We start from the raw sequence: 20,108 nt of genomic DNA, 5'->3' as shown, positions 1-20,108 counted from the left end.
GCCCTGCCGATGCATGCATCGGCCGCGGCGGCGCCAATCTCGCCGGCTGATCCCGACAAGGTATTGCGCTTTGTGTTCGTGGCGCCGGAAACCGGTTTCGATCCGGCCGTGACGCGCGACTTGTATTCACAACTGGTGAATCAGTCGGTATTTGAAACGCTGTTCGCCTACGAATACCTGGCGCGGCCGGCCAAGCTGATGCCTTCGGCAGCGGCAGCCCTGCCGGAAGTCAGCGCCGACGGCATGACTTACACGATTCACCTGAAAAAAGGCATCTACTTTGCCGATGATCCGGTGTTCAACGGCAAAAAGCGCGAACTGACCATGGCCGATTTCGTCTATGCGTGGAAGCGCCTGTTCGATCCGCAACTGGCCTCGCCGCAAACCTGGCTGCTGGAAGGTAAAGTCATCGGTCTCGACGAAGTGGCGGCGCAAGCCAAGAAAACCGGCCATTTCGACTACGACGCCAACGTCCCCGGCTTCGAACTGCTGGACCGCTACACCTTGCGCATCCACTTGAAGCAGCCTGACTTCAATCTCGGCATGATCCTCGCGCACCAGCCAACCAGCGCCGTGGCCCGCGAAGTCATTGAAAAATACCGCGATGCCCAAGGCACGGTGATGGGCCATCCGGTCGGCACCGGCCCTTACATCCTGAGTCAATGGATTCGCGGTTCACGCATGATATTGACCGCCAATCCCGACTACCGCGGCTATACCTGGGATTTCGCGCCTAGCACCGATCCTGGCGACGCCGCCATCGTGGCCAAGATGAAGGGCAAGCGCATGCCGCAAATCGGCCGCATCGAGATCAGCGTGATGGTGGAAGATCAATCGCGCCTGCTGGCGTTCGAGGGCGATGAAGTCGATATCACCGAATTGCAAGGGCCGCTGGCGCCGCAGGTCATGTCCGGCGGCAAGCTGAAACCCGAGTTCGTTAAAAAAGGCGTGCAACTGTCACGCATCGTCGATCCCGAAATCAGTTATTTCTACTGGAACATGCAAGACCCGGTAGTGGGCGGCATGAGCAAGGAAAAAATCGCCCTGCGCCGCGCCATCGCCATGGCGCACAACGTCCGCGAAGAACTCAAGGTAGTCTGGAACGACGAAGGGCTGCCGCTGGAATACCCGATCCCGCCTGGCGTGGTCGGCTACGACCCGGACTACAAGAGCAGCATCCAGTACGAACCGGAAGTCGCCAACGCCCTGCTCGACAAGTTCGGCTACAAGATCGGCAAGGACGGCTACCGCACCCTGCCGGACGGCAAACCGCTAACGATACGCTACTCGGCCCGCGCCGACTCCAACGGCCAGCAGCAATCGGAAATGTGGAAAAAGACCTACGACACGATCCATATCCGCATGGTCGGCGACCTGAAGACTTTCCCTGACCTGCTCAAGGCGGAAAAAGAGTGCCAAATCCAGACCCGCACCTCGCCATGGATTGCCGACTATCCGGACGGCGACAATTTCATGCAGCTGTTCTACGGCCCGAACGTCGGCCAGAACAACAACGGCTGCGTCAAGATTCCTGAATACGACAAACTCTACGCCGCCTCGCAGAAACTGCCGAATGGCCCGGAACGCGACCTGCTGTATCACAAGATGGCGCGCATCCTGGAAGTCGACGCACCGTCGCGCATCGGTTATGCCCGTTACCGCAACATGATCGCGCAGCCGCGTGTCATCGGTTACAAGAAGCATCCGGTCATGCCTACTGAATGGATGTATTTCGATATCGAAAAACGACCAAAAAAATAAAGCACTGCGGGGTGGGACAACCACCCGCTTATCCGACAACCGTTAATTTTTACCGAGCCCAAATTTGAGGTAATGCATGAAAACATCATCACTTTTCTTGCCGGTCACCACAGCGTTTTTTACGCTGATGATGAACCAGGCAATCGCCCAAGGCGCGCAACGCCCGTTGATTCCGCTGCTCAAGGCAGACGAGATCCCGACTCTCTGCAGCACTACCCTGGACGGCCTGCGCAAGCGCGTCACCATGCTGGAGAAATTGCCGCCGGCGCATGCCAAAGACAGCAAGAAAGTGCTGACTGAATGGAACGACCTGCAAATCGCACTGGAAGACCTGCAAGGCCCGGTCGATATCCTCAACAACGTTTCGCCTGATGCAAAAGTCCGCAGCACCACCGAAGCCTGCCTGATAGAAACCAACAAGTTCGCCACCGACCTGCTGCAAAGCGAAAAGCTGTACGCCCGCTTCAAAGCCATCCAGCCGACCGATCCGGTCGAACAAAAACTGCGCCAGGACATCCTGTACAGCTTCGACGACACCGGCGTTTCCCTGCCGCCCGAGAAGCGCGCACGCATGAAGGAAATCCTCGACAAGCTGGGCGAGCTGAGCCAGGAATTCGCGCGCAACATCCGCGACAATAACCAGAAACTCACCTTCACTCCGGCCGAATTGCAAGGCATGCCGGCCGCTTACCTGGCCCGCGCCAAGCGCGACGATAAAGGCAACTACCTGCTCGGCTTCGAGTACCCGGATTACAAGCCGTTCATGGAATCGGCCGACAACAGCGACGCCCGTCGCCGCTACCAGATCGCTTTCACCAATCACGGCACGCCAAAGAACCTGGAAATCCTGAAACAGGCGATGGACCTGCGCCATGAAATGGCCGGCCTGTTCGGCCTGCCAAGCTATGCCGACCTGGTGACCCGGCGACGCATGGTCAAGAACCCGCAAACCGTGGCAAAATTCCTGACGGAAGTGCAAACCGCCGTCACCCAGCTGGAGCGCAAGGAAATCGAAGAACTGCGCGTCTTCAAATCCGAAGCCCTGAAAACACCGCTGGCCGATACCAAGCTGGAGCGCTGGGATTCGGAATACTGGCAACAGAAGATCAAGCAGGCACGCTACAACGTCGACCAGGAAGCCCTGCGCAAATACTTCCCTAGCGAAGCCGCAGTACCTTGGGTCCTGCATGTTTCCGGCACCTTGTATGGCGTTGAATTCAAAAGAGTCGATGTCCCGGTCTGGGACCCGGAAGTCCAGTACTACGACGTGATCGATAGCAAGAGCAAAGAACGTATCGCCGGCATCTATCTCGACCTCTATCCGCGCGAAGGCAAATACGGCCATGCCGCTGCCTGGGGCACCCGTGGCGTCAGCACCCTGGCCCACCGCACCCCGATCTCCACCCTGGTCACCAACCTGGACCGCAGCGGCTTGAACAGCGACGAGCTGGAAACCCTGGTACATGAATTCGGTCACGTCTTGCACGGCGTGCTGTCGCACACTAAATATGTAGCGCAAGCCGGCACCAATGTCGAACTCGACTTCGTCGAAGCGCCGTCGCAAATGTATGAAGAATGGGCCCGCCGCAAAGAATCGCTGACATTGCTGGCCGGCTTCTGCAAGAGCGCTTGCCCGACCATCGACGACGCCTTGCTGGCGCGCCTGACCGCCGCCCACAATTATGGCCGCGGCATACGCTATGCGCGCCAGTTGCTGTACGCGAGCTACGACATGACCATCCACAACGACAAGGCCGACCAGGAACAACCGCTGGCAGTCTGGCAACAGATGGAAGGCGCAACCCCATTAGGTTATGTGCCCGGCACGGAGTTCCCGGGCCAGTTCGGCCATCTGATGGGCGGCTATGCGGCCGGCTACTATGGCTACATGTGGTCGGAAGTGCTGGCGCTGGATATGCTGTCGCGTTATAACGGTAAGCTGATGAACCCTGAAGTCGGCCATCTGTATCGTAAAGACATCCTCTCGCGCGGCGGCGAAAAGCCGGCCGGCGAGATGGTCAGCAGCTTCCTCGGCCGCGAGCCGAACAGCAAGGCATTCTTCGACGAAATTTCAGGCCAGCGCCTGCATTAAGCCAGACTAAGGAACCATCATGACCGCTTATATCCTGCGCCGACTCTGGCAAATGCTGCCGACCATGCTCGGCGTTATCGTACTGGTATTTTTCCTGTTCAACTGGGTCGGGGGCGACCCGGCCTACATCCTGGCCGGGAAGATGTCCAACCCACAACAGATCGCCAACATTCGTACCCAGTTGGGCATCGACCAGCCGTATTACATCCAGCTGTGGATCTTCATCAAGCAGATCGTCACCTTCAACTTCGGCAACAGCTGGAGCACCGGTGAATCGGTGGCCAATGTCATCCTGACCCGCCTCGGCCCGTCGATGACCGTGCTGATCCCGCTGACCATCCTGGAAACCCTGATCGCGGTGGCGCTGGCGCTGGCCGTGGCCTTCGTGCGCGGCTCCAAGACCGACCGCGCGGTGATGGTGGCTTGCACCATCGGCATGTCGGTCAGCATCCTAGTCTACATCATCCTGTTCCAATACTGGTTCGCCTACAAGCTGGGCATGTTCCCGGTGCAAGGCTGGGGCAACAGCTTCTCTGAAAACCTGTTCCACTATTCGCTGCTGCCGATCCTGATCATGCTGGCGGTGAGTATCGCGCCTAGCCTGCGCCTGTACCGTACCTTCGTGCTGGATGAAGTCAATCAGGACTACGTCCGCACCGCACGCGCCAAGGGCGTCAAGGAACGCCGCATCCTGTGGGTGCACGTGTTGCGCAATGCCGCGATTCCGATCATCACCAACGTCATGTCGAACCTGCCCGCCCTGCTGATCGGCGCTTTCCTGATCGAACGCTTCTTCTCAATTCCAGGCATCGGCCGCGAAGTGATCCTTGCTGTTGAACGCAGCGATTTCCCGGTGATCAAGGCGATCACGATTTATGTCGCCGCCGCCACCATGATATTCAACCTGTTGACTGACTTGCTGTACCAAGCTGTCGACCCACGCGTTCAACTGAAGTAGGAGCCGCCATGACTCAAAGTATACATTCGGCCCCTACCCAAGCGGCGCCGGCAACCACAGTAGCACTCAATACCGCCGCGACCAGCGTCCACTCACCCGGCCTGTGGGCCCTGGCCTGGCGCCGCCTGCGCGCCGATCATGTGGCGATGGCGGCGCTGGCCGTGGTCGGCCTGTACCTGGTCATGCTGGCGCTGTCCGCCAGCGGCCTGATCGCCAGCGACTGGTCGAAGGAAGTCGGCGTCAACTACGCGCCGCCGACCTTCATGGGCGCGCAAACCGACGCCGAGCGCGGCTTCTCCGACAACGACGCGGTAGTCGAAGCGCCGCCGCCGGAAAATCCGGTCGATCCGCTGCGCGACATCTTGCGCGACCTGCGCAAGAGCGGCACCGCGGCAGCACCGCCGCCGGTGATCGCCAACGACTACGGCATCGCCGATCCGCTGGCTGCTGAAATGGCGGAAATCCGCGCCGAGCTGGCCAAGAAAGGCACTAGCGCCACCTTGATCCGCAAGCAGACGCTGCCGTTCGGCGCCGACAAATGGGGCCATGACATCATCAAGAAAACCATCAAGGGCGCAGAAACCTCGATCATCGTCGGCCTGGTTTCGGCCTTGCTGGCGGTGGCGCTGGGCACCATCTTCGGTGCGATCTCCGGCTACTTCGGCGGCTGGATCGATGATGCGTTCAACTGGTTCTACAGCATCTTCACCTCGATTCCTTACCTGTTGCTGATCCTGGCCGTGGCCGCGGTGCTGCAACAAAAGGGCGTGACGGCGATCGTGCTGATTCTCGGCCTGACCGGCTGGACCGGCACCTATCGCCTGATCCGCGCTGAATACATGAAGCACAAGTCGCGTGAATACGTGATGGCGGCGGATGCCATCGGCGCCAGCCACTGGAGCAAGATGTTCGGCCATATCTTCCCTAACGTCAGCCACGTCTCGCTGGTGCAGCTGTCGATCTCGGTGGTCGGCTTCATCAAGTCGGAAGTGATCTTGAGCTTCCTCGGTTTCGGCGTGCCGGTCGGCGTGGTCTCCTGGGGCAGCATGCTGAACGAAGCACAAAACGAATTAATTCTGGGTAAATGGTGGCAGCTGGCGGCTGCGAGTATCGCCATGGCGATCCTGGTGACCGCGTTCTCGCTGTTCACCGACGCGCTGCGCGACGCCCTTGATCCGAAGCTGAAATAGGAAACATCATGGACTCAACTAACCAAACCCAACAAGATAACGCGCAGCCTCTTCTGCGCGTGCGCGACCTCCGTGTCAGTTTCCGCAGCGATAAAAAGACCATGGTGGAAACCGTCAAGGGCATTTCCTTCGACATTCCGCGCAACACCACCGTGGCGCTGGTGGGCGAATCCGGCAGCGGCAAGTCGGTCAGCTCGCTGGCCGTGATGGGCCTGCTGCCGAAGGATAATTCCAGCATCGCTCCTACCAGCGTGATCGAGTTCGAAGGCCGTAACCTGTTGGCCATGTCGCTGGAGGAACGGCGCGACATGTGCGGCAAGGAAATCTCGATGATTTTCCAGGAGCCGATGACATCGCTGAACCCGGTGTTCACGGTCGGTTTCCAGATTGCTGAAGTACTGCAACTGCATATGGGCATGAACGCCAAACAGGCGCGGGCCCGTGCGATTGCGCTGCTGGAAGAAGTCGGGATTCCTTCGCCGGCCACCAAGATCGATGCTTATCCAAGCCAGATGTCGGGCGGCCAGCAACAACGCGTGATGATCGCCATGGCGATCGCCTGCGAACCGAAGCTGTTGATTGCCGATGAACCGACCACCGCGCTCGACGTCACGATCCAGAAACAGATCATCGACCTGATCGAAGCGCTGCGCAAACGCCACAAGATGTCGGTGTTGTTCATCACCCATGATCTGGCGCTGGTTGGCGAAATCGCGGACGAAGTCATCGTCATGCGCCACGGCGAAGTGCGTGAGAAAGGCGATGTGCGGCAAATCTTTGAAGCACCGCAAGACCCGTACACCAAGGCCCTGCTGATGTGCCGTCCTTCGCTCGATACGCGTCCGTGGCGCTTGCCGGTCATCAGCGATTACATGAACGGCCACAACGGCGCCGACCTCGATCTGCGCGAACGCACCCGCGGCTGCAGCGGCCAGGAAGATACCTTGCTGGACGTACGCAACCTTGGCAAGAGCTTTTATTTCCGCGAAGGCCTGTTCGGCCGCAAGGAATTCAAAGCGGTGCAAGATGTTTCGTTCAAACTGGCGCGCGGCAAAACCCTGGGTGTGGTGGGCGAGTCGGGTTCCGGCAAGACCACCGTCGGCCTGACCCTAATGCGTTTGCACCAGGCCACGTCGGGACAGGCGCTGTTCGAGGGCAAGGACATCATCGGCATGTCCAACAAGGACTTCATGTCCTACAAGCGCCGGATCCAGATCATTTTCCAGAACCCTTACGCTTCGCTCAATCCGCGTTTCACCATCGGCCAGATCTTGCTGGAGCCGATGCGCATCCACCAGATCGGCAGCAACGATGAAGAACGCACCGAAATGGCGATGCAGCTGCTGCAAAAGGTCGGTTTGCCGCCGCAAGCCTACCATCGCTATCCGCATGAATTCTCCGGCGGCCAGCGGCAGCGGATTGCGATTGCGCGCTGCCTGACATTGCGTCCGGAAATCCTGGTGTGCGATGAATCGGTATCGGCGCTGGATGTCTCGGTGCAGGCGCAGGTGCTGAACCTGCTGCAGGACTTGCAGGAAGAGTTCGGCATGAGCTACATTTTCATCTCGCATGATCTGTCGGTAGTGAAATACCTGGCCGACCAGGTGATGGTGATGCATCAGGGTAAAGTGGTGGAACTGGCCAACTCGGATGAGCTGTATCACAACCCGACGCATGCTTACACGCGTCAGTTGTTGAGTGCGATTCCACGCGGTTTGCAGAACTAGGCAAAGCAGGCCTCTGCCTGAGATTTGTCGGCGGGTCTGACAATCGGAGTAAAAAGTACAAAAGGGGTACAAGCAGCGCTGCATAGTGCGACTTGTACCCCGTTTTCGTTTACAGGGTGAGATAGATTGACGCGCCGTTTCTTTCGTTATAGCGTGCCACCACAGAGGACAGGAACGGGCACCGAAAACCATGTACAAATTCAAGCTTAAAGCAGAAACCATCGTGGTAGCCGCCGACCTGATCGGCACCCTGGCGTTCGCCGTCGAAGGCGCGCTGAGCGCGATGCGCGGCGGCCTCGACCTGCTAGGTGTGATGGTGATTTCATTCGTCGCCGCGCTGGGCGGCGGCGTCATACGCGATCTGCTGATAGGCGCCACGCCGCCGAATGCGATCCGCGACTGGCGCTATCCGGTGCTGACTTTCCTGGCCGGCTTTTTGACTTTCGTGTTCCATTCGACAGTCCAGGAATTTCCACCAACGCTGCTTCTGGTGCTGGACGCCGGCGGACTCGCGCTATTTGCCGTAGCCGGCGTTGAAAAAGCCATCCTGTTCGGCATCCGGCCATTTATCGCCATGCTGATGGGAACCGTTACCGCCGTCGGCGGCGGTGTGGTGCGCGACATTCTCCTGTCTCGCGTGCCATTGATTCTGCAGGTGGATATCTATGCCACGGCGGCATTTTTTGGGGCCTTTATCGTATTGGCAGCGCGCCGCCTGGGCATGTCTCCAGGCGCCGCAGCCTTTATCGGCGGCCTCGCTTGCTTTACGCTGCGCTTGGTTGCCGTATCACGCGGCTGGCATTTGCCACGTGCCTGATCCTCGGGTGTTCCCGTCAGCGCAACGCCATTTTCTGGATCGGTTTGCCGCTGTCGTTCTCTCTCATCCTGGAGCGCGCTTCGCCTTTGCCGCCAATTCACGGATCAGAGTCTGATTTTTCAGATCCGGTCTGAGACGTATGGCCGTCAATCAAAAAGCAGTAGCGCAACGCCATGCCACGGACTAATATTGCTGCTCGAACAAGAGTAAATCCGGATACAAAACCTTATGCAATACGTTATCTTCTTGCTAGCTTTTGCGGCATCGGCAGCCCTTCCCGGACCGGAAATCGCCGCCCTGCTGTCACGCTCCCTTTCCGGCGGCTTGCGCAGCAGTTTGCCGCTGGCAGGCGGGATCATTATCGGCAAGCTGATCATGCTGAGTGCTGCCGTCATCGGCCTGAGTGCTTTGCTGGCCATCCTCGGGCCGGCCTTCGTTACGCTGAAATATGCGGGCGCCGCTTATCTGATCTGGCTGGGTGCGAAAAAATGGCGCAAAGCCGGCAAGGCGCTAGCCGGCGCAACCGAAACACCCGCCGCAAGCGCCGGCGTCGAGATCGGATTGGGGTTGGCCATGACCATCACCAATCCGCTAGCCATTGCTTTCTACATGGCGCTGTTGCCGGGCGTGATCAATGTCGCCGGCGTCACTCTATCCAGCTACCTGATCCTGTGCGCCATCATTATCGGCGTCATGCTCGCGATCGTGGTCGCTTATGGGCTGCTGGCTGAATTGGCGCGCAAGCTGTTCCGTTCGTCGCGCGCCAAAACCAGCCTTGAGCGTGCCTCGGGCGGCATGATGGTCGGCGTCGGCATCATGCTGGCGACGCGCTGAGCGGGGACTGACAAAGACCATGAGCTCACAGGAAAACCAGGCGATCTACGCCCGCCGCATGCATAAGGTACAAGAACATATCGACCAGCACCTGGACCAGGCGCTGGAACTGGGCACGCTGGCCGAAGTGGCCCATTTTTCTTCTTTCCACTTCCACCGCCTGTTCGCTGCCTGGACGGGCGAAACCTTTGGCGATTACCTGCGCCGGCGTCGGCTCGAAATGGCTGCATTACGGCTCATCGCGCAGCCGGGAGCGTCGATCCTGGATGTTGCTTTATCGGTCGGCTTCGGCTCGGCCGAGGCCTTTGCACGCGCCTTCAAAGGCCGCTTCGGCTGCACCGCCACCGAGTGGCGCCGGGGCCAGTCCGATAACTGGGCCAGCCAGCTTGCGGCGATCCGCAACAAGGAAACCGTGCAGAAGAGCAATCCTGGTCAGGCGCTTGGCAAGCAGGATCAGGAAAGCGGCGCAGACTTGGCCGATCATGAGAACTCCCCGCAATCATTTATGGAGATTCCCATGAAAGTAAAAGTCATTGAGCGTGCGCCGGTCAAGATCGCCTACCTGCGCTACATCGGCCCTTACGGCCAGCCGATCTCGGAATTCTGGCACAAGATCGTCAGCCCCTGGATGGAAACCAACGACCTGTTCGGCAAGCCGCGCTACGGCATCAGCCACGACGACCCGGGCATCACCAGCGCCGACAAATGCCGCTACGATGCCTGTGTCGAAGTGCCCGCCGGATTTGTCGCCAGCGGCCCTTGCTTCACCACCGTCATCCCCGGCGGCAGCTACGCGGCGGCGCGCTATTTCGGCACCGGCAGCGATATAGGCGATAGCTGGACCCACCTGCTACGCGACTGGCTGCCCGCCAGCGGCATGCAGCTTGATGCCCGCCCTTGCTTCGAGTATTACCCGATAGACGGCCGTTACGACGCGGAAACCGGCGCCTTCGAATGCGATATCTGCATTCCGATAGTACCGCTTTGAAGCACTGGCCGTCTGCGTGCATGCTTCGTCAGACATCGAAGCATGCAGCCTGATTCCGGGTCTATACTGTAGTGACGGCAAACCGCAATCGCTGCGGCCACGCTGCAAAATCCCAGGAGGCCCAGGCATGTCAGCCCAACCGAATATATCCTCTGTCGCATTTTTGATTGCCGATCCGGCGCGCGCCACCATGCTGATGACCTTGGTCGACGGTTGCGCGCTGCCCGCCGGCGAACTGGCGCGAGCCGCGGGCGTGACGGCGCAAACCGCCAGCGCCCATCTGGCCAAGCTGCTCAACGGCGGCTTGCTCAGCTGCGAGCAGCAAGGCCGGCATCGTTATTATCGATTGATGGATACGCACGTGGCCGATGCGATTGAACGCCTGGCCGCGATCAGCTCCGTATCGGCAGTGCGTCGCCGGCCCTTGAACCGTGCGGCCCAGGACTTGCGCTTTGCCCGTTGCTGCTATGATCACCTGGCCGGGCAGCTCGGCGTCGCCGTCACCCAGGCCATGCAGGAGAAACAATTTATCGTGCCCGGAACGAACAAGCAATTTTCCTTGTCAGCTATCGGCAGCGCATGGTTCATGGCGCTCGGCGTAGACGTCGCCGCACTCAAGCCGACCCGCTACGGCCTCGCCCGCCAATGCCTGGACTGGACCGAGCGCACGCATCATCTGGCCGGTCCGCTGGGGGTGCAATTGCTGAGCGCGTTATGCGCGGCAGGCTGGCTGCGGCGCCTCAAATCGTCGCGCGCGATCCAGGTTACGCCGAAGGGATGGGCGGGCTTGAAAGCGCAACTAGACATCGATGAAAATGCGCTTGCGGTGGCCGCTGCCGGCACGTAGACCGCTATCGAGATCAGGAACAAAGCAAATGCAAAAGACATACCGCATCCGTCCTGCAAGGGAAACCGATGCCCCCATTTTGTGTGCGGCGGAGCGGCGGATCGCCGAGACGCCGGGCCGCCTGGCGTCGCATCCCGACGAGTTGAGAGAAACCGCCTATGCCGACAAAATCCGTGCGCTTGATGGCCTCGGCTGCTATCTGATTGCAGAAAAGGACGGTGCGATCGTCGGCCATGCGGTGCTCGAACCGGTGGCCTCGCGTAAAGCGTTGGCGCACGTCTTCACGCTCGGCAGCATGGTTGTGCATCCCGGCTCGGAAGGCCAGGGAGTCGGCACAGCACTGATGCAAGCATTGATGCAATGGGTGCAGCAGCAGCCGCATGTAGAAAGAATCGAATTGCGCGTGCGCGAGCAGAATACGGCGGCGCGGCGGCTGTATGAAAATTTCGGCTTTGTGCTCGAAGGCCGCTTTGACAAGCGCATCAAGCTGGCGGACGGCAGTTATCTGGTCGACCTGATGATGGCCTGGCTGGCGCCAGGGACAGCGTCGACATCAACGCACCTCACGCCGCAGTCACCCGCTTGACGGCTTCTTGCACGGCTTGCAGCAACAATTCCTCCAGCCGGTTCACAGCCGGCCCCGCTATTGTCTGCGCCCGATACAGCGACAAGCCTATCGACGGCAGGCGCGGCAAGCCGGCTTCTTGCGGATCGATGATGCGCAAGCTCGCAGGCATGCCGATCGGCGTCCGCACCGTGAGGCCGAGGCCGGCTGCCGAGGCCGCCCACAATGCCGACAAACTGGCGCTGGTGAACGCATGACGCCAAGGTATGCCGGCGCCATCCAAGGCATTCGAGGCCATATCGCGCAACAAGCAGGGCGCATCCAGCAGCACCAGTGAAATTGGCGCGCCGGCCGCCGTCGCCAGTTCCTGTTCGTCGGCCGGCAGGTTCCAGCTGGCGCCATTCTGCGCCGGACCGATCCAGCACAGAGGCAGGTCGGCCACTCGCTCGCCATTCAACGCCGGCGCGACGCACTCCCACAGCAAGGCGAGATCGATACGGCCCATCGTTACCCGCTCCCGCAAATCCGTGCTGCGCGCCACACAGACTTCGATCCGCACCTTCGGATGGGCGCGCATGAAACGTCCCAGCACCGACGACAGCAGCGCTTCGCCGAAATCTTCCTGCAAGCCCAGCCGCACCTCCCCTTCCAGCTCGACCCCGCGCACCGCGCTAGCGGTTTCGTCATTCAACTCCAGCAGGCGCCGGGCATAGCCCAGCAAGGTCTGACCGGCCTCGGTCAGCGCCAGGCCGCGCCCGGCCTTACGAAAAATCGGCGCACCGGCCTGTTCTTCCAGTTTTTTCAGTTGTGCGCTCACGGCAGAGGTCGAACGCCCCAACCGGTCGGCGGCCTTGGCGAAGCTGCCGAGGTCGATACCGGTGGTGAAGGTACGCAGTACATCCAGGTCAAAGCTAATTTGCCGCATGACGATCATCCCGTTTTTCAAAACTATCGATTCAAAACTATCTGATATTCAAAAGTATCGTACAAAGCAATACTTGCTGCAAGCGGTAAAAACTTGATGCCCTGATTACCTTGCCAGCCCCTACCCTCACAGGAGAATTCCGATGTCTCAATCAAGAGATTTGAGCAATAACCGTCGCCATCGCTGGAAAGTGCTGGGCGTCGGCGTCGCCGCCAACGCCAGTTTTTCAGCCGCATTCAGCGGCATTCCGACATCAGCCGTCTTGATGCGCTCCAGTTATCATCTTGGCAATTCCGAGCTGGGCCTGGTATTGGGCCTGATGGGTCTCGGCATCGCTATCAGCGAATTGCCCTGGGGCCTGCTGACCGACCGTTGGGGCGACCGTCCTGTGCTGCTGACAGGCCTTGCCTCTACGGCAACGGCACTGGCGTTGATGGCACTGTTCGTGGCGCCGGTTGCAGGCTACATTCCTGGCTTGCCACTGCTGGCCGCCGGACTGCTGCTGGTCGGTTTGCTGGGCGGCAGCGTCAACGGTTCCAGTGGCCGCGCCGTCATGACCTGGTTCGGCGAAAACGAACGCGGCATGGCCATGAGCATCCGCCAGACCGCCGTGCCGCTGGGTGGCGCTATTGGCGCCCTGATCCTGCCAAGCCTGGCCGCCCATCTCGGCTTCGCCGCGGTGTATGGCGTACTTGCCTTGTTCTGTATGGTGACCTTGTTTTTCACCTGGCTTTGGCTGCATGAACCAGCTACGGCGACAATAAATAAAACATCAGGCCATGCAGGCAAACCACCGCTCACAGGGCCAGCCCCATTAAAAGATCGCCAGCTGTGGAGTATCGTCGTCGCCATCGGCGTCCTCTGTGCGCCGCAGTTTGCGATACTGTCCTTCGGCACGGTATTCCTGCACGATTTCAGCCACGCCGGCATCGCCGTCATCACCGCCTCCATGGCAACGCTGCAAGTCGGCGCCATGATCATACGGGTCTGGAGCGGCCGCTGGACCGACCGCAATCGAAATCGCCGGGAGTTCCTGCGTTTCTGTACCATCTCGGTTGCAGGCGCTTTCGCAGCACTCGCTGCACTGGTGGCAGTCGCAGGCCAGTTGCCTACGGTTTCGCCGCTCATGGCACTGCTGCTGATCGCGATGCTGGTGATCACCGGCATTTGCGTCTCGGCCTGGCATGGCGTGGCGTACACCGAACTGGCGACGATCGCCGGTGCCCGCAACGCCGGTACCGCGCTTGGCATGGCGAACACCAGCGTGTTCGTGATGTGCTTCCTGACCCCGCTGGCGATTCCGCACATCCTCACGCTGACCAGCTGGCCAGGTGTGTGGCTGCTGGGGAGTGTTTTGGCAATCATCGCTTTGCAGTTTTTTCCGAAACCGGTGCAAACGACGCTGGTTTGCCAGACAGTTTGAAGAGAAGCAGGTATTTGATAACCACAAGCGCGGTTTAATCCGCGCTGTATTTTGCAAATGGCACCAGCGGTTTTCCCTTTCCGCTTTCAGCGCGCCGGCCTCCTAAAACAAGCGCTTCGGCATTGGGATCATTGCTATTGTTCATGACCCAGTTTTCGCTGATGCGCTTGTAGAAAATCCAGTCGTGCATTTTCGGTTCGTAGCGGAATGTGATGTAGTCGGTCCAATGGGAGCCGCAAGCGACGCCGTTTTGCACGGTGAAATAGTGATTCCTGATTGCCAGGCCATCTTCACCATCTTCAAACGGGTCGCACTGGCCGCCCTCGTCGATGGCAAAAATGACGTGGTCGTTGCGTCCGGCCAGCGTGTAGCCGCCATCGGCATTCTGGACAAACAGCAGCAACGGACGGCGTGGGGCTTTACCGGTTTTATCGGCGATGGCCTTTTCATCGGCTTTATGTAGCGCCACCAGAAAGTCTTCCAGCTTATCGTCGTTCAGTTCGCCGCCCTTGAAGGACAGCACGGAATAACCCACCGGAATTTGCTTGAGTATGTTGTTTGGCAAAGATTCGGCCCGCGCACCGGCCATCGCCCCAAATAGCAGGGCGCAAAGCAAGACATGTTTTGTGCAAGTCATGAGTTACCGCTTACCTGTCATTCGCATTGATAACCGCCTCGATCCTGTGGCCATCGGGATCCACCAGGAAAGCCGCATAGTAGTTGTCTCCATATTCAGGGCGCAAACCCAGCGCACCGTTATCGTGCCCGCCGACGGCCAGTGCGGTAGCATGGAAAACATCGACGGCGGAACGTGACGGCGCAGAAAATGCCAAGTGAAAGCCTGGCCCGGGAGGTGCAGCCTCAAGGCGAAGCTTGAGACAGAGCAGATCCTGGCCGTCAATCAGACCGTAGCCAACCGCAGTCGCATCCTCGAACACACGACGAAAGCCCAGCGCGCCAAGGGCTGCGTCATAGAATGCGCTTGAATGCGCAAGGTCGCGAACGCCTAGTGAAATGTGATGAAGCATGTTTGGCCCATGTAAAATTGGCAATCCGGATTTTTATGCAGGTTTGCAATATGTATTAATGCTGCGCTCGCAGCCAAAGAGCGAATGTACGCAGACGCGCAACAAATTCGTAAGGAGTGCCATACGTACCGTTCGCTTCCGCCAAAAAATAGCTTATGGAATCCGCCATAGCCGGATACGACTTCAAAAATAAATCCACATGACTGCTCAAACCCTGTGGCCAGGATTGCTCGCAGTCTGGTCGTAAAATATTCGTCGCTCGAATCAGTTTTCGTGCAGCAGCTCTCTTCAAATGCTGAGCTTCGACCTGATCGGATGCGTTTTCAATTCGCTCGGCATAGCCATCCAGAATTTCATGGAAGTCGCCATTGACAGCCAGTGCAATCGCCTTTGACGGCTTGAACGGCGCGTAATCGACCGCCAGATCGATTCCCCAAATACAGCGGCAATGATGCTTGAACCAGTACCCCCAGCTATTTACCTTGTCGGCAGCGGTGACGTCTGCGAGAACGCCTATATCGAAGTCGATTTTGACGACCTCGGGGTGGGCATCTTGCAGAGTTCGGCGCATGGATTTGATCAACAGATCTTGATCGGGCAATGCCACCTGACGCAGCACTATTGTCACGTCAAGATCGGAGCTGCGAAGGACAGCGTCGCCACGGGCAATGCTGCCGTACAAATAGATGCCATGGATTGAATTTCCGATTTGGGTAATTAGCGTGGCGAGCACATCTTCGACCAATGCCTGGAACTCTGGCTGGACAGGCCCATTTCCGACTGTCAGGATAAACCCGAGTTCGTCAACGCCTTCATGCTTCAACACCTGACACTCCCGATATGACAAAAACTCAGTGTGCCAAGATTGTCAAGATCTGCCAAGGACAGTCTTATCGTTATCAACCGGCTTGGGGTCCGGTTTTGCGCCGATGATATGTGAGCGCCACGGCGATGCATAACTCCAGTACGTCAACCGGAACGACATCATTTTCTTCGAAGTAGATACAGCGGTTTCCTTCAAACTTGAAATCGTCCTGGAACGCGGTGCGGAACGAAGCGATCAGATTTGTCTGACAATGGAAGTAGATTCCGTATTGCGCAGGGCTGGATTTCTTCCAGCCGAGCCGGATCGTGCTGCCGCTCTTGCTCCGGCTGGTGAGGTAGGCTGGTTCACCCCATTTCAGGGTTTCTTCAATCTCGCCGACGCCATCTGTGCTTGCCGCCGTATCGAAAATAAGCTGCCGCAATACCAGAAGCTTGCGTCGTATTTTCTGCGGATACGCCTCGAAGGTCTGCGCTACAGCATCGTTCTCGATCGGCTTCATGGATATCCCCTGATTCCGGATGTAAGTGGTGCATCAAGTTTAGCGACAGGCAGACGAACAGCCGGCAGCCAACCGCGCGTTAAAGCACCAGAGCACCCACCAACCCGCTCATCACACCCACCAGCACCGTCAACAACGCCACCACCACCAGCACCTTGCCATCAAAATCCTTACGCAACATCAGCAGCGACGGCAGGCTTACGCTTGGCAACGTCATCAGCAGCGCCACTGCGGGCGCCATGCCCATGCCTAGCGACAGCATGGTCTGCACGATAGGAATTTCAGCTGCGGTCGGAATCATGAACAGCATGCCGACAATCGCCATCGGCAGCAGCCAGAGCAAACCGTTGCCCATGGCGTCGTCGACGTGGGGGAACAGCCAGACCCGCGCTGCGCCCATTACCAGTACCGCCAAAATATAGACAGGGATGGTGCTCCAGAACAGTTGCCACAGGGTGCGCGCCCAGCGCGCCAGGAAATCTTTCTGATCGGGCGTGCTGGCGGCGACCACGGCTTCCAGCGCCGCCTCGGGCATTTGCTCGGGGCGTGAAATACGCTGGGCGATCAAGGAAACGCCTAGCACCAGCGCTATGCCTGCGACCAACCGCAAGGCAACGAAACCCCAGCCCAGCACGAAGCCCATGAACAGCAATGTCGCCGGATTCAGCACCGGATTGGCGATCCAGAAGGCCAGCGCAGCACCCACCGAAACTTGCTGGCGGCGCATGCCGGCAACCACCGGTGCGGCGCAGCAGGTGCACATCATTCCAGGCAGGGCAAACAGGCCGCCGCGCAAGGCAGAACCCAAGCTGCTACCGCCGAACAGGCGCAACAGCCAGTCGCGCGGGATCAGCACTTGCAGCAAGGAACCCAGAATCACGCCCAGCACCGCAGCTTTCCAGATCGCCAGGAAATATACCTTGGCATAGGTCAGTGCTGCGGCGAGCGGCGCGCCAGGGTTATCGTTGAGGATCGAGCCGCCGATACTGTGTTTGTCGGCGGCGACGAAAGACTTTAAATAATAGGGAGACCATTTGACGTAGTACAGGCCGACGACGGCGACCAGTACAAACAAGGCCGGCTTCCACCAGAACGACCAGCCTCTTGCGGGTGATGGGGTAGAAAGAGTGTTCATGGCTAAGTCTTGGTTAGTTGAAAATAACAGCGCATCATAACTCAACATAAACGCTCAACATAAAACGCTCAACACAACTACACCCAGCATAACTGCACCACGTAGCCGTTTGCAAATGCTGGATGGCTTCAATCAAGGCTGGATCGAGTTCGCCGGACCTGCACGCAAAGGCAAGGTAGGACTGGAGACAGTATTGAAAGACTTGCTGGCTGCGCAAGCCTGATAAATCGCTGCGACATCTATCGAGGCAAAAAAAAACCCGCCTGACCTTGCGGTAGCGGGTTGAATCCAAACCTTAGGAGGTGTTGGAGGAGACAGGTGTAACTATATGGCAGTGCAGCATTCGTGTCTGCTTTATTATTTGTATAACAGTTATAGATAAACCACATATCTTCCAGGAAAATCAAATCGGCCCGCGGTCAATCCGTTTACTCAGGATGATCGAGGTCGAGGTGTGCCGCACGCCTTCCATGGCGCCGATCTGGTCCAGCAAGCGGTCCAGCTCATCGGTCGACTGGCAGCGCAGGGTAAGCATATAGTCGATCACGCCGCTCACCGCACACAAGGTTTCTACTTGTGACATTTTCTGCAACTGTTGCACCAGAAGTGGTGCATTGCGGGAATCAATGGAAATGCCGACGTAAGCACGCACCGCCGGCTGGTACAGCTCCAGGTCCAGGCGCACGCCGTAACCGGCGATCACGCCCTTCTTTTCCATTGCAGCCAGGCGCGCTATCGCAGTGGTGCGGGCAATCTCGACACGCTTGGCGATGGTGGCCATGGAAAGCCGGGCATCGTCCATCAGCAAGGCCAGGATTTTGTGGTCGACTTCGTCGAGTTTCTCTCTCATCGCGACAATCCATCTCTAATATTCGTCAAAGTGTATCGTTATTATACATTTTGACGACTATCTACACTCTATTATCTGACTTTGCTTAAATTTACAATGGTTGTAGCAGAAACAGCAGCATTAACTATAACCAAGAGTGAGCGACGACATGACTACCAAACTGATACTTCTAGGCGCCGGCAAAATCGGCGATGCCATCCTCAACCTGTTGTCGCACACCGGCGACTATATCCTGACCGTTGCCGACCGCGATCCGCAGCGCCTGGAATACGTCAAGCAAGCAGGTTTTCCGAATGTGACCACGATTCTGGCGGACATTTCGCATGCGCCTACCGTAACCAAGCTGATCAGCGGCCATGACGTTACCCTGTCGGCCTGTCCTTACTTCCTGACGCCGGTCATCGCGGCAGCGGCAAAGGCAGCGCATTCGCACTATTTCGACCTGACTGAAGATGTCGAAAGCACCCGTTTCGTCAAATCGATCGCACATGATTCGACTACCGCCTTTGTGCCGCAATGCGGCCTGGCGCCAGGCTTCATTTCGATTGTGGCGAACGATGTGGCGAACCGCTTCGAAACTTTGCATGACGTAAAAATGCGCGTGGGCGCCCTGCCGACCTTCCCAAGCAATGCGCTCAAATACAATCTGACGTGGAGCACCGACGGCCTGATCAACGAGTACTGCAATCCTTGCGAAGCGATTGTCGACGGCACCCTGCGCGAAACCTCGCCGCTGGAAGAGCTGGAACATTTCTCGCTGGACGGCATCGACTACGAAGCCTTCAATACGTCGGGCGGCCTGGGCACTTTGTGCGAAACCTGGCAAGGCCGGATCCAGAATCTGGATTACAAGACCGTGCGTTATCCGGGGCATCGCGACATCATCAAGATCCTGGTGCGCGATCTGCAACTGGGCAAGCTGGAACGTCGTCCGATCCTGAAGGAAGTATTGGAAACTTCGATCCCGATCACCAAGCAAGACGTGGTGCTGACTTTCGTCAGCGTCAGCGGCATGCGCGATGGCCGTCTTGAGCAAGAAACCTATGCCAAGAAGACTTACAGCCAATACGTGAATGGTCAGCTGCTGTCGGCGATCCAGCTGACTACAGCGGCAGGCATTTGCGCAATGGTCGACCTGGTGGTGACCGGCGTGTTGCCGCAAAGCGGTTTCGTGCGTCAGGAACAAGCGACCCTGGCTGACTTCCTGGGCAATCGCTTTGGTCAGTTCTACGCCAGCCACGCGCCTGCCCATGGCGGCTTTGCGCCGGCCAGCAACACCGATTTCAAGCAATTGAAAGCGGTTGCCTAAGCTAGTCGCAAAACGACAGTACTTGATAAAAAGGCCGGTATGACTCGCAAGAGTCATACCGGCCTTTTGCTTGGCGGGTTAGAAGATTAAAAGGCCATCCTTGCACCAACCGAGAACACATTGTTGACCACGCCGCCCTTGCCGAATTGCGCGTCGTAATTGCCATACCAGCTCCACTTGCTGCTGACCGCGGTGATGATGCCGATGCCGGCCCAGCCGCTGTTGCGCGGCAAGCCGATGCCCTGCACGGTGAAGCCGGCTGCCGGCGCGCCCACGAAGGCGGCGTTGAAATCCAGGTTGCCGCTGTTGAAGCCATGCTGCCAGGCGCCGTAAG

20 protein-coding genes are annotated in these 20,108 nt (G+C 58.4%); 12 read left to right on the top strand and 8 right to left on the bottom strand.

Going from position 1 to position 20,108, the window contains the following annotated elements:
- Positions 1 to 9: 9 nt before the first annotated feature.
- The 10 genes from ABI171_RS24395 (at position 10) to ABI171_RS24350 (ending at position 11,800) form a co-directional block, all read left to right on the top strand.
- A complete protein-coding gene (locus ABI171_RS24395; protein WP_348095146.1) occupies positions 10 to 1,761 on the top strand; it encodes an ABC transporter substrate-binding protein in 1,752 nt (583 codons plus the stop codon).
- Positions 1,762 to 1,837: 76 nt separating this feature from the next.
- Positions 1,838 to 3,853: a M3 family metallopeptidase gene (locus tag ABI171_RS24390; RefSeq protein WP_348095145.1), complete on the top strand. Its 2,016-nt coding sequence runs from the start codon at positions 1,838 to 1,840 to the stop codon at positions 3,851 to 3,853.
- A gap of 19 nt (positions 3,854 to 3,872) precedes the next feature.
- Entirely contained in the window at positions 3,873 to 4,811 is a 939-nt protein-coding gene (locus tag ABI171_RS24385; protein ID WP_348095144.1) for an ABC transporter permease, read from the top strand.
- An 8-nt stretch (positions 4,812 to 4,819) separates the two neighbouring features.
- Positions 4,820 to 6,001: an ABC transporter permease gene (locus ABI171_RS24380; protein WP_348095143.1), complete on the top strand. Its 1,182-nt coding sequence runs from the start codon at positions 4,820 to 4,822 to the stop codon at positions 5,999 to 6,001.
- 8 nt (positions 6,002 to 6,009) lie between these two features.
- Positions 6,010 to 7,728, top strand: a complete 1,719-nt coding sequence (locus ABI171_RS24375) for an ABC transporter ATP-binding protein (RefSeq protein ID WP_348095142.1) — start codon at positions 6,010 to 6,012, stop codon at positions 7,726 to 7,728.
- Between the two features lie 190 nt (positions 7,729 to 7,918).
- Entirely contained in the window at positions 7,919 to 8,545 is a 627-nt protein-coding gene (locus tag ABI171_RS24370; RefSeq protein WP_348095141.1) for a trimeric intracellular cation channel family protein, read from the top strand.
- Positions 8,546 to 8,773: 228 nt separating this feature from the next.
- Complete coding sequence (locus ABI171_RS24365) at positions 8,774 to 9,379, top strand: LysE family translocator (RefSeq protein WP_348095140.1); 606 nt, start codon at positions 8,774 to 8,776, stop codon at positions 9,377 to 9,379.
- A 19-nt stretch (positions 9,380 to 9,398) separates the two neighbouring features.
- Entirely contained in the window at positions 9,399 to 10,367 is a 969-nt protein-coding gene (locus tag ABI171_RS24360; RefSeq protein WP_348095139.1) for an AraC family transcriptional regulator, read from the top strand.
- A gap of 127 nt (positions 10,368 to 10,494) precedes the next feature.
- The gene (locus ABI171_RS24355; protein WP_348095138.1) at positions 10,495 to 11,214 is read left to right on the top strand and encodes a helix-turn-helix transcriptional regulator; all 720 of its coding nucleotides are present in this window, start codon (positions 10,495 to 10,497) and stop codon (positions 11,212 to 11,214) included.
- A 28-nt stretch (positions 11,215 to 11,242) separates the two neighbouring features.
- Positions 11,243 to 11,800: a GNAT family N-acetyltransferase gene (locus ABI171_RS24350; RefSeq protein ID WP_348095137.1), complete on the top strand. Its 558-nt coding sequence runs from the start codon at positions 11,243 to 11,245 to the stop codon at positions 11,798 to 11,800.
- Here ABI171_RS24350 and ABI171_RS24345 read toward each other — a convergent pair.
- Positions 11,778 to 12,704, bottom strand: a complete 927-nt coding sequence (locus ABI171_RS24345) for a LysR substrate-binding domain-containing protein (protein ID WP_348095136.1) — start codon at positions 12,702 to 12,704, stop codon at positions 11,778 to 11,780. The two genes, ABI171_RS24350 and ABI171_RS24345, sit on opposite strands and share 23 nt — an antisense overlap.
- 142 nt (positions 12,705 to 12,846) lie before the next feature.
- Between ABI171_RS24345 and ABI171_RS24340 the strand changes: the two genes are divergently transcribed.
- Positions 12,847 to 14,127 carry an MFS transporter gene (locus ABI171_RS24340; protein WP_348095135.1) on the top strand — a complete coding sequence of 427 codons (1,281 nt, stop codon included), beginning with the start codon at positions 12,847 to 12,849 and terminating at the stop codon, positions 14,125 to 14,127.
- Between the two features lie 34 nt (positions 14,128 to 14,161).
- Here the strand turns inward: ABI171_RS24340 and ABI171_RS24335 are convergent, their stop codons facing one another.
- From ABI171_RS24335 to ABI171_RS24310, 6 genes are all read right to left on the bottom strand, one after another.
- Positions 14,162 to 14,764, bottom strand: coding sequence for a hypothetical protein (locus ABI171_RS24335; RefSeq protein ID WP_348095134.1), 603 nt, complete (start codon positions 14,762 to 14,764; stop codon positions 14,162 to 14,164).
- Positions 14,765 to 14,774: 10 nt separating this feature from the next.
- Positions 14,775 to 15,155, bottom strand: a complete 381-nt coding sequence (locus ABI171_RS24330) for a VOC family protein (RefSeq protein ID WP_348095133.1) — start codon at positions 15,153 to 15,155, stop codon at positions 14,775 to 14,777.
- A gap of 55 nt (positions 15,156 to 15,210) precedes the next feature.
- Positions 15,211 to 15,981 (bottom strand): nucleotidyltransferase domain-containing protein, encoded by a 771-nt coding sequence (locus ABI171_RS24325; RefSeq protein WP_348095132.1) that lies wholly within the window; start codon positions 15,979 to 15,981, stop codon positions 15,211 to 15,213.
- Between the two features lie 73 nt (positions 15,982 to 16,054).
- Positions 16,055 to 16,480, bottom strand: coding sequence for a DUF1801 domain-containing protein (locus tag ABI171_RS24320; RefSeq protein WP_348095131.1), 426 nt, complete (start codon positions 16,478 to 16,480; stop codon positions 16,055 to 16,057).
- A gap of 79 nt (positions 16,481 to 16,559) precedes the next feature.
- Complete coding sequence (locus ABI171_RS24315) at positions 16,560 to 17,615, bottom strand: permease (protein ID WP_348095130.1); 1,056 nt, start codon at positions 17,613 to 17,615, stop codon at positions 16,560 to 16,562.
- Between the two features lie 403 nt (positions 17,616 to 18,018).
- Positions 18,019 to 18,465 (bottom strand): Lrp/AsnC family transcriptional regulator, encoded by a 447-nt coding sequence (locus ABI171_RS24310; protein ID WP_348095129.1) that lies wholly within the window; start codon positions 18,463 to 18,465, stop codon positions 18,019 to 18,021.
- A gap of 148 nt (positions 18,466 to 18,613) precedes the next feature.
- On the opposite strand from ABI171_RS24310, the gene ABI171_RS24305 reads away from it, so the two are divergent.
- Entirely contained in the window at positions 18,614 to 19,774 is a 1,161-nt protein-coding gene (locus ABI171_RS24305) for a saccharopine dehydrogenase C-terminal domain-containing protein (protein ID WP_348095128.1), read from the top strand.
- 86 nt (positions 19,775 to 19,860) lie between these two features.
- Here the strand turns inward: ABI171_RS24305 and ABI171_RS24300 are convergent.
- The coding region (locus ABI171_RS24300) for an autotransporter domain-containing protein (RefSeq protein ID WP_348095127.1) at positions 19,861 to 20,108 on the bottom strand (248 nt) is incomplete at its 5' end.

The sequence above is a fragment of the Collimonas sp. genome (assembly GCF_039923675.1).
Classification (GTDB): Bacteria; Pseudomonadota; Gammaproteobacteria; order Burkholderiales; family Burkholderiaceae_D; genus Collimonas.
Note: the sequence above shows the minus strand (reverse complement) of the source record. Positions and strands in the feature narration are given on the sequence as shown.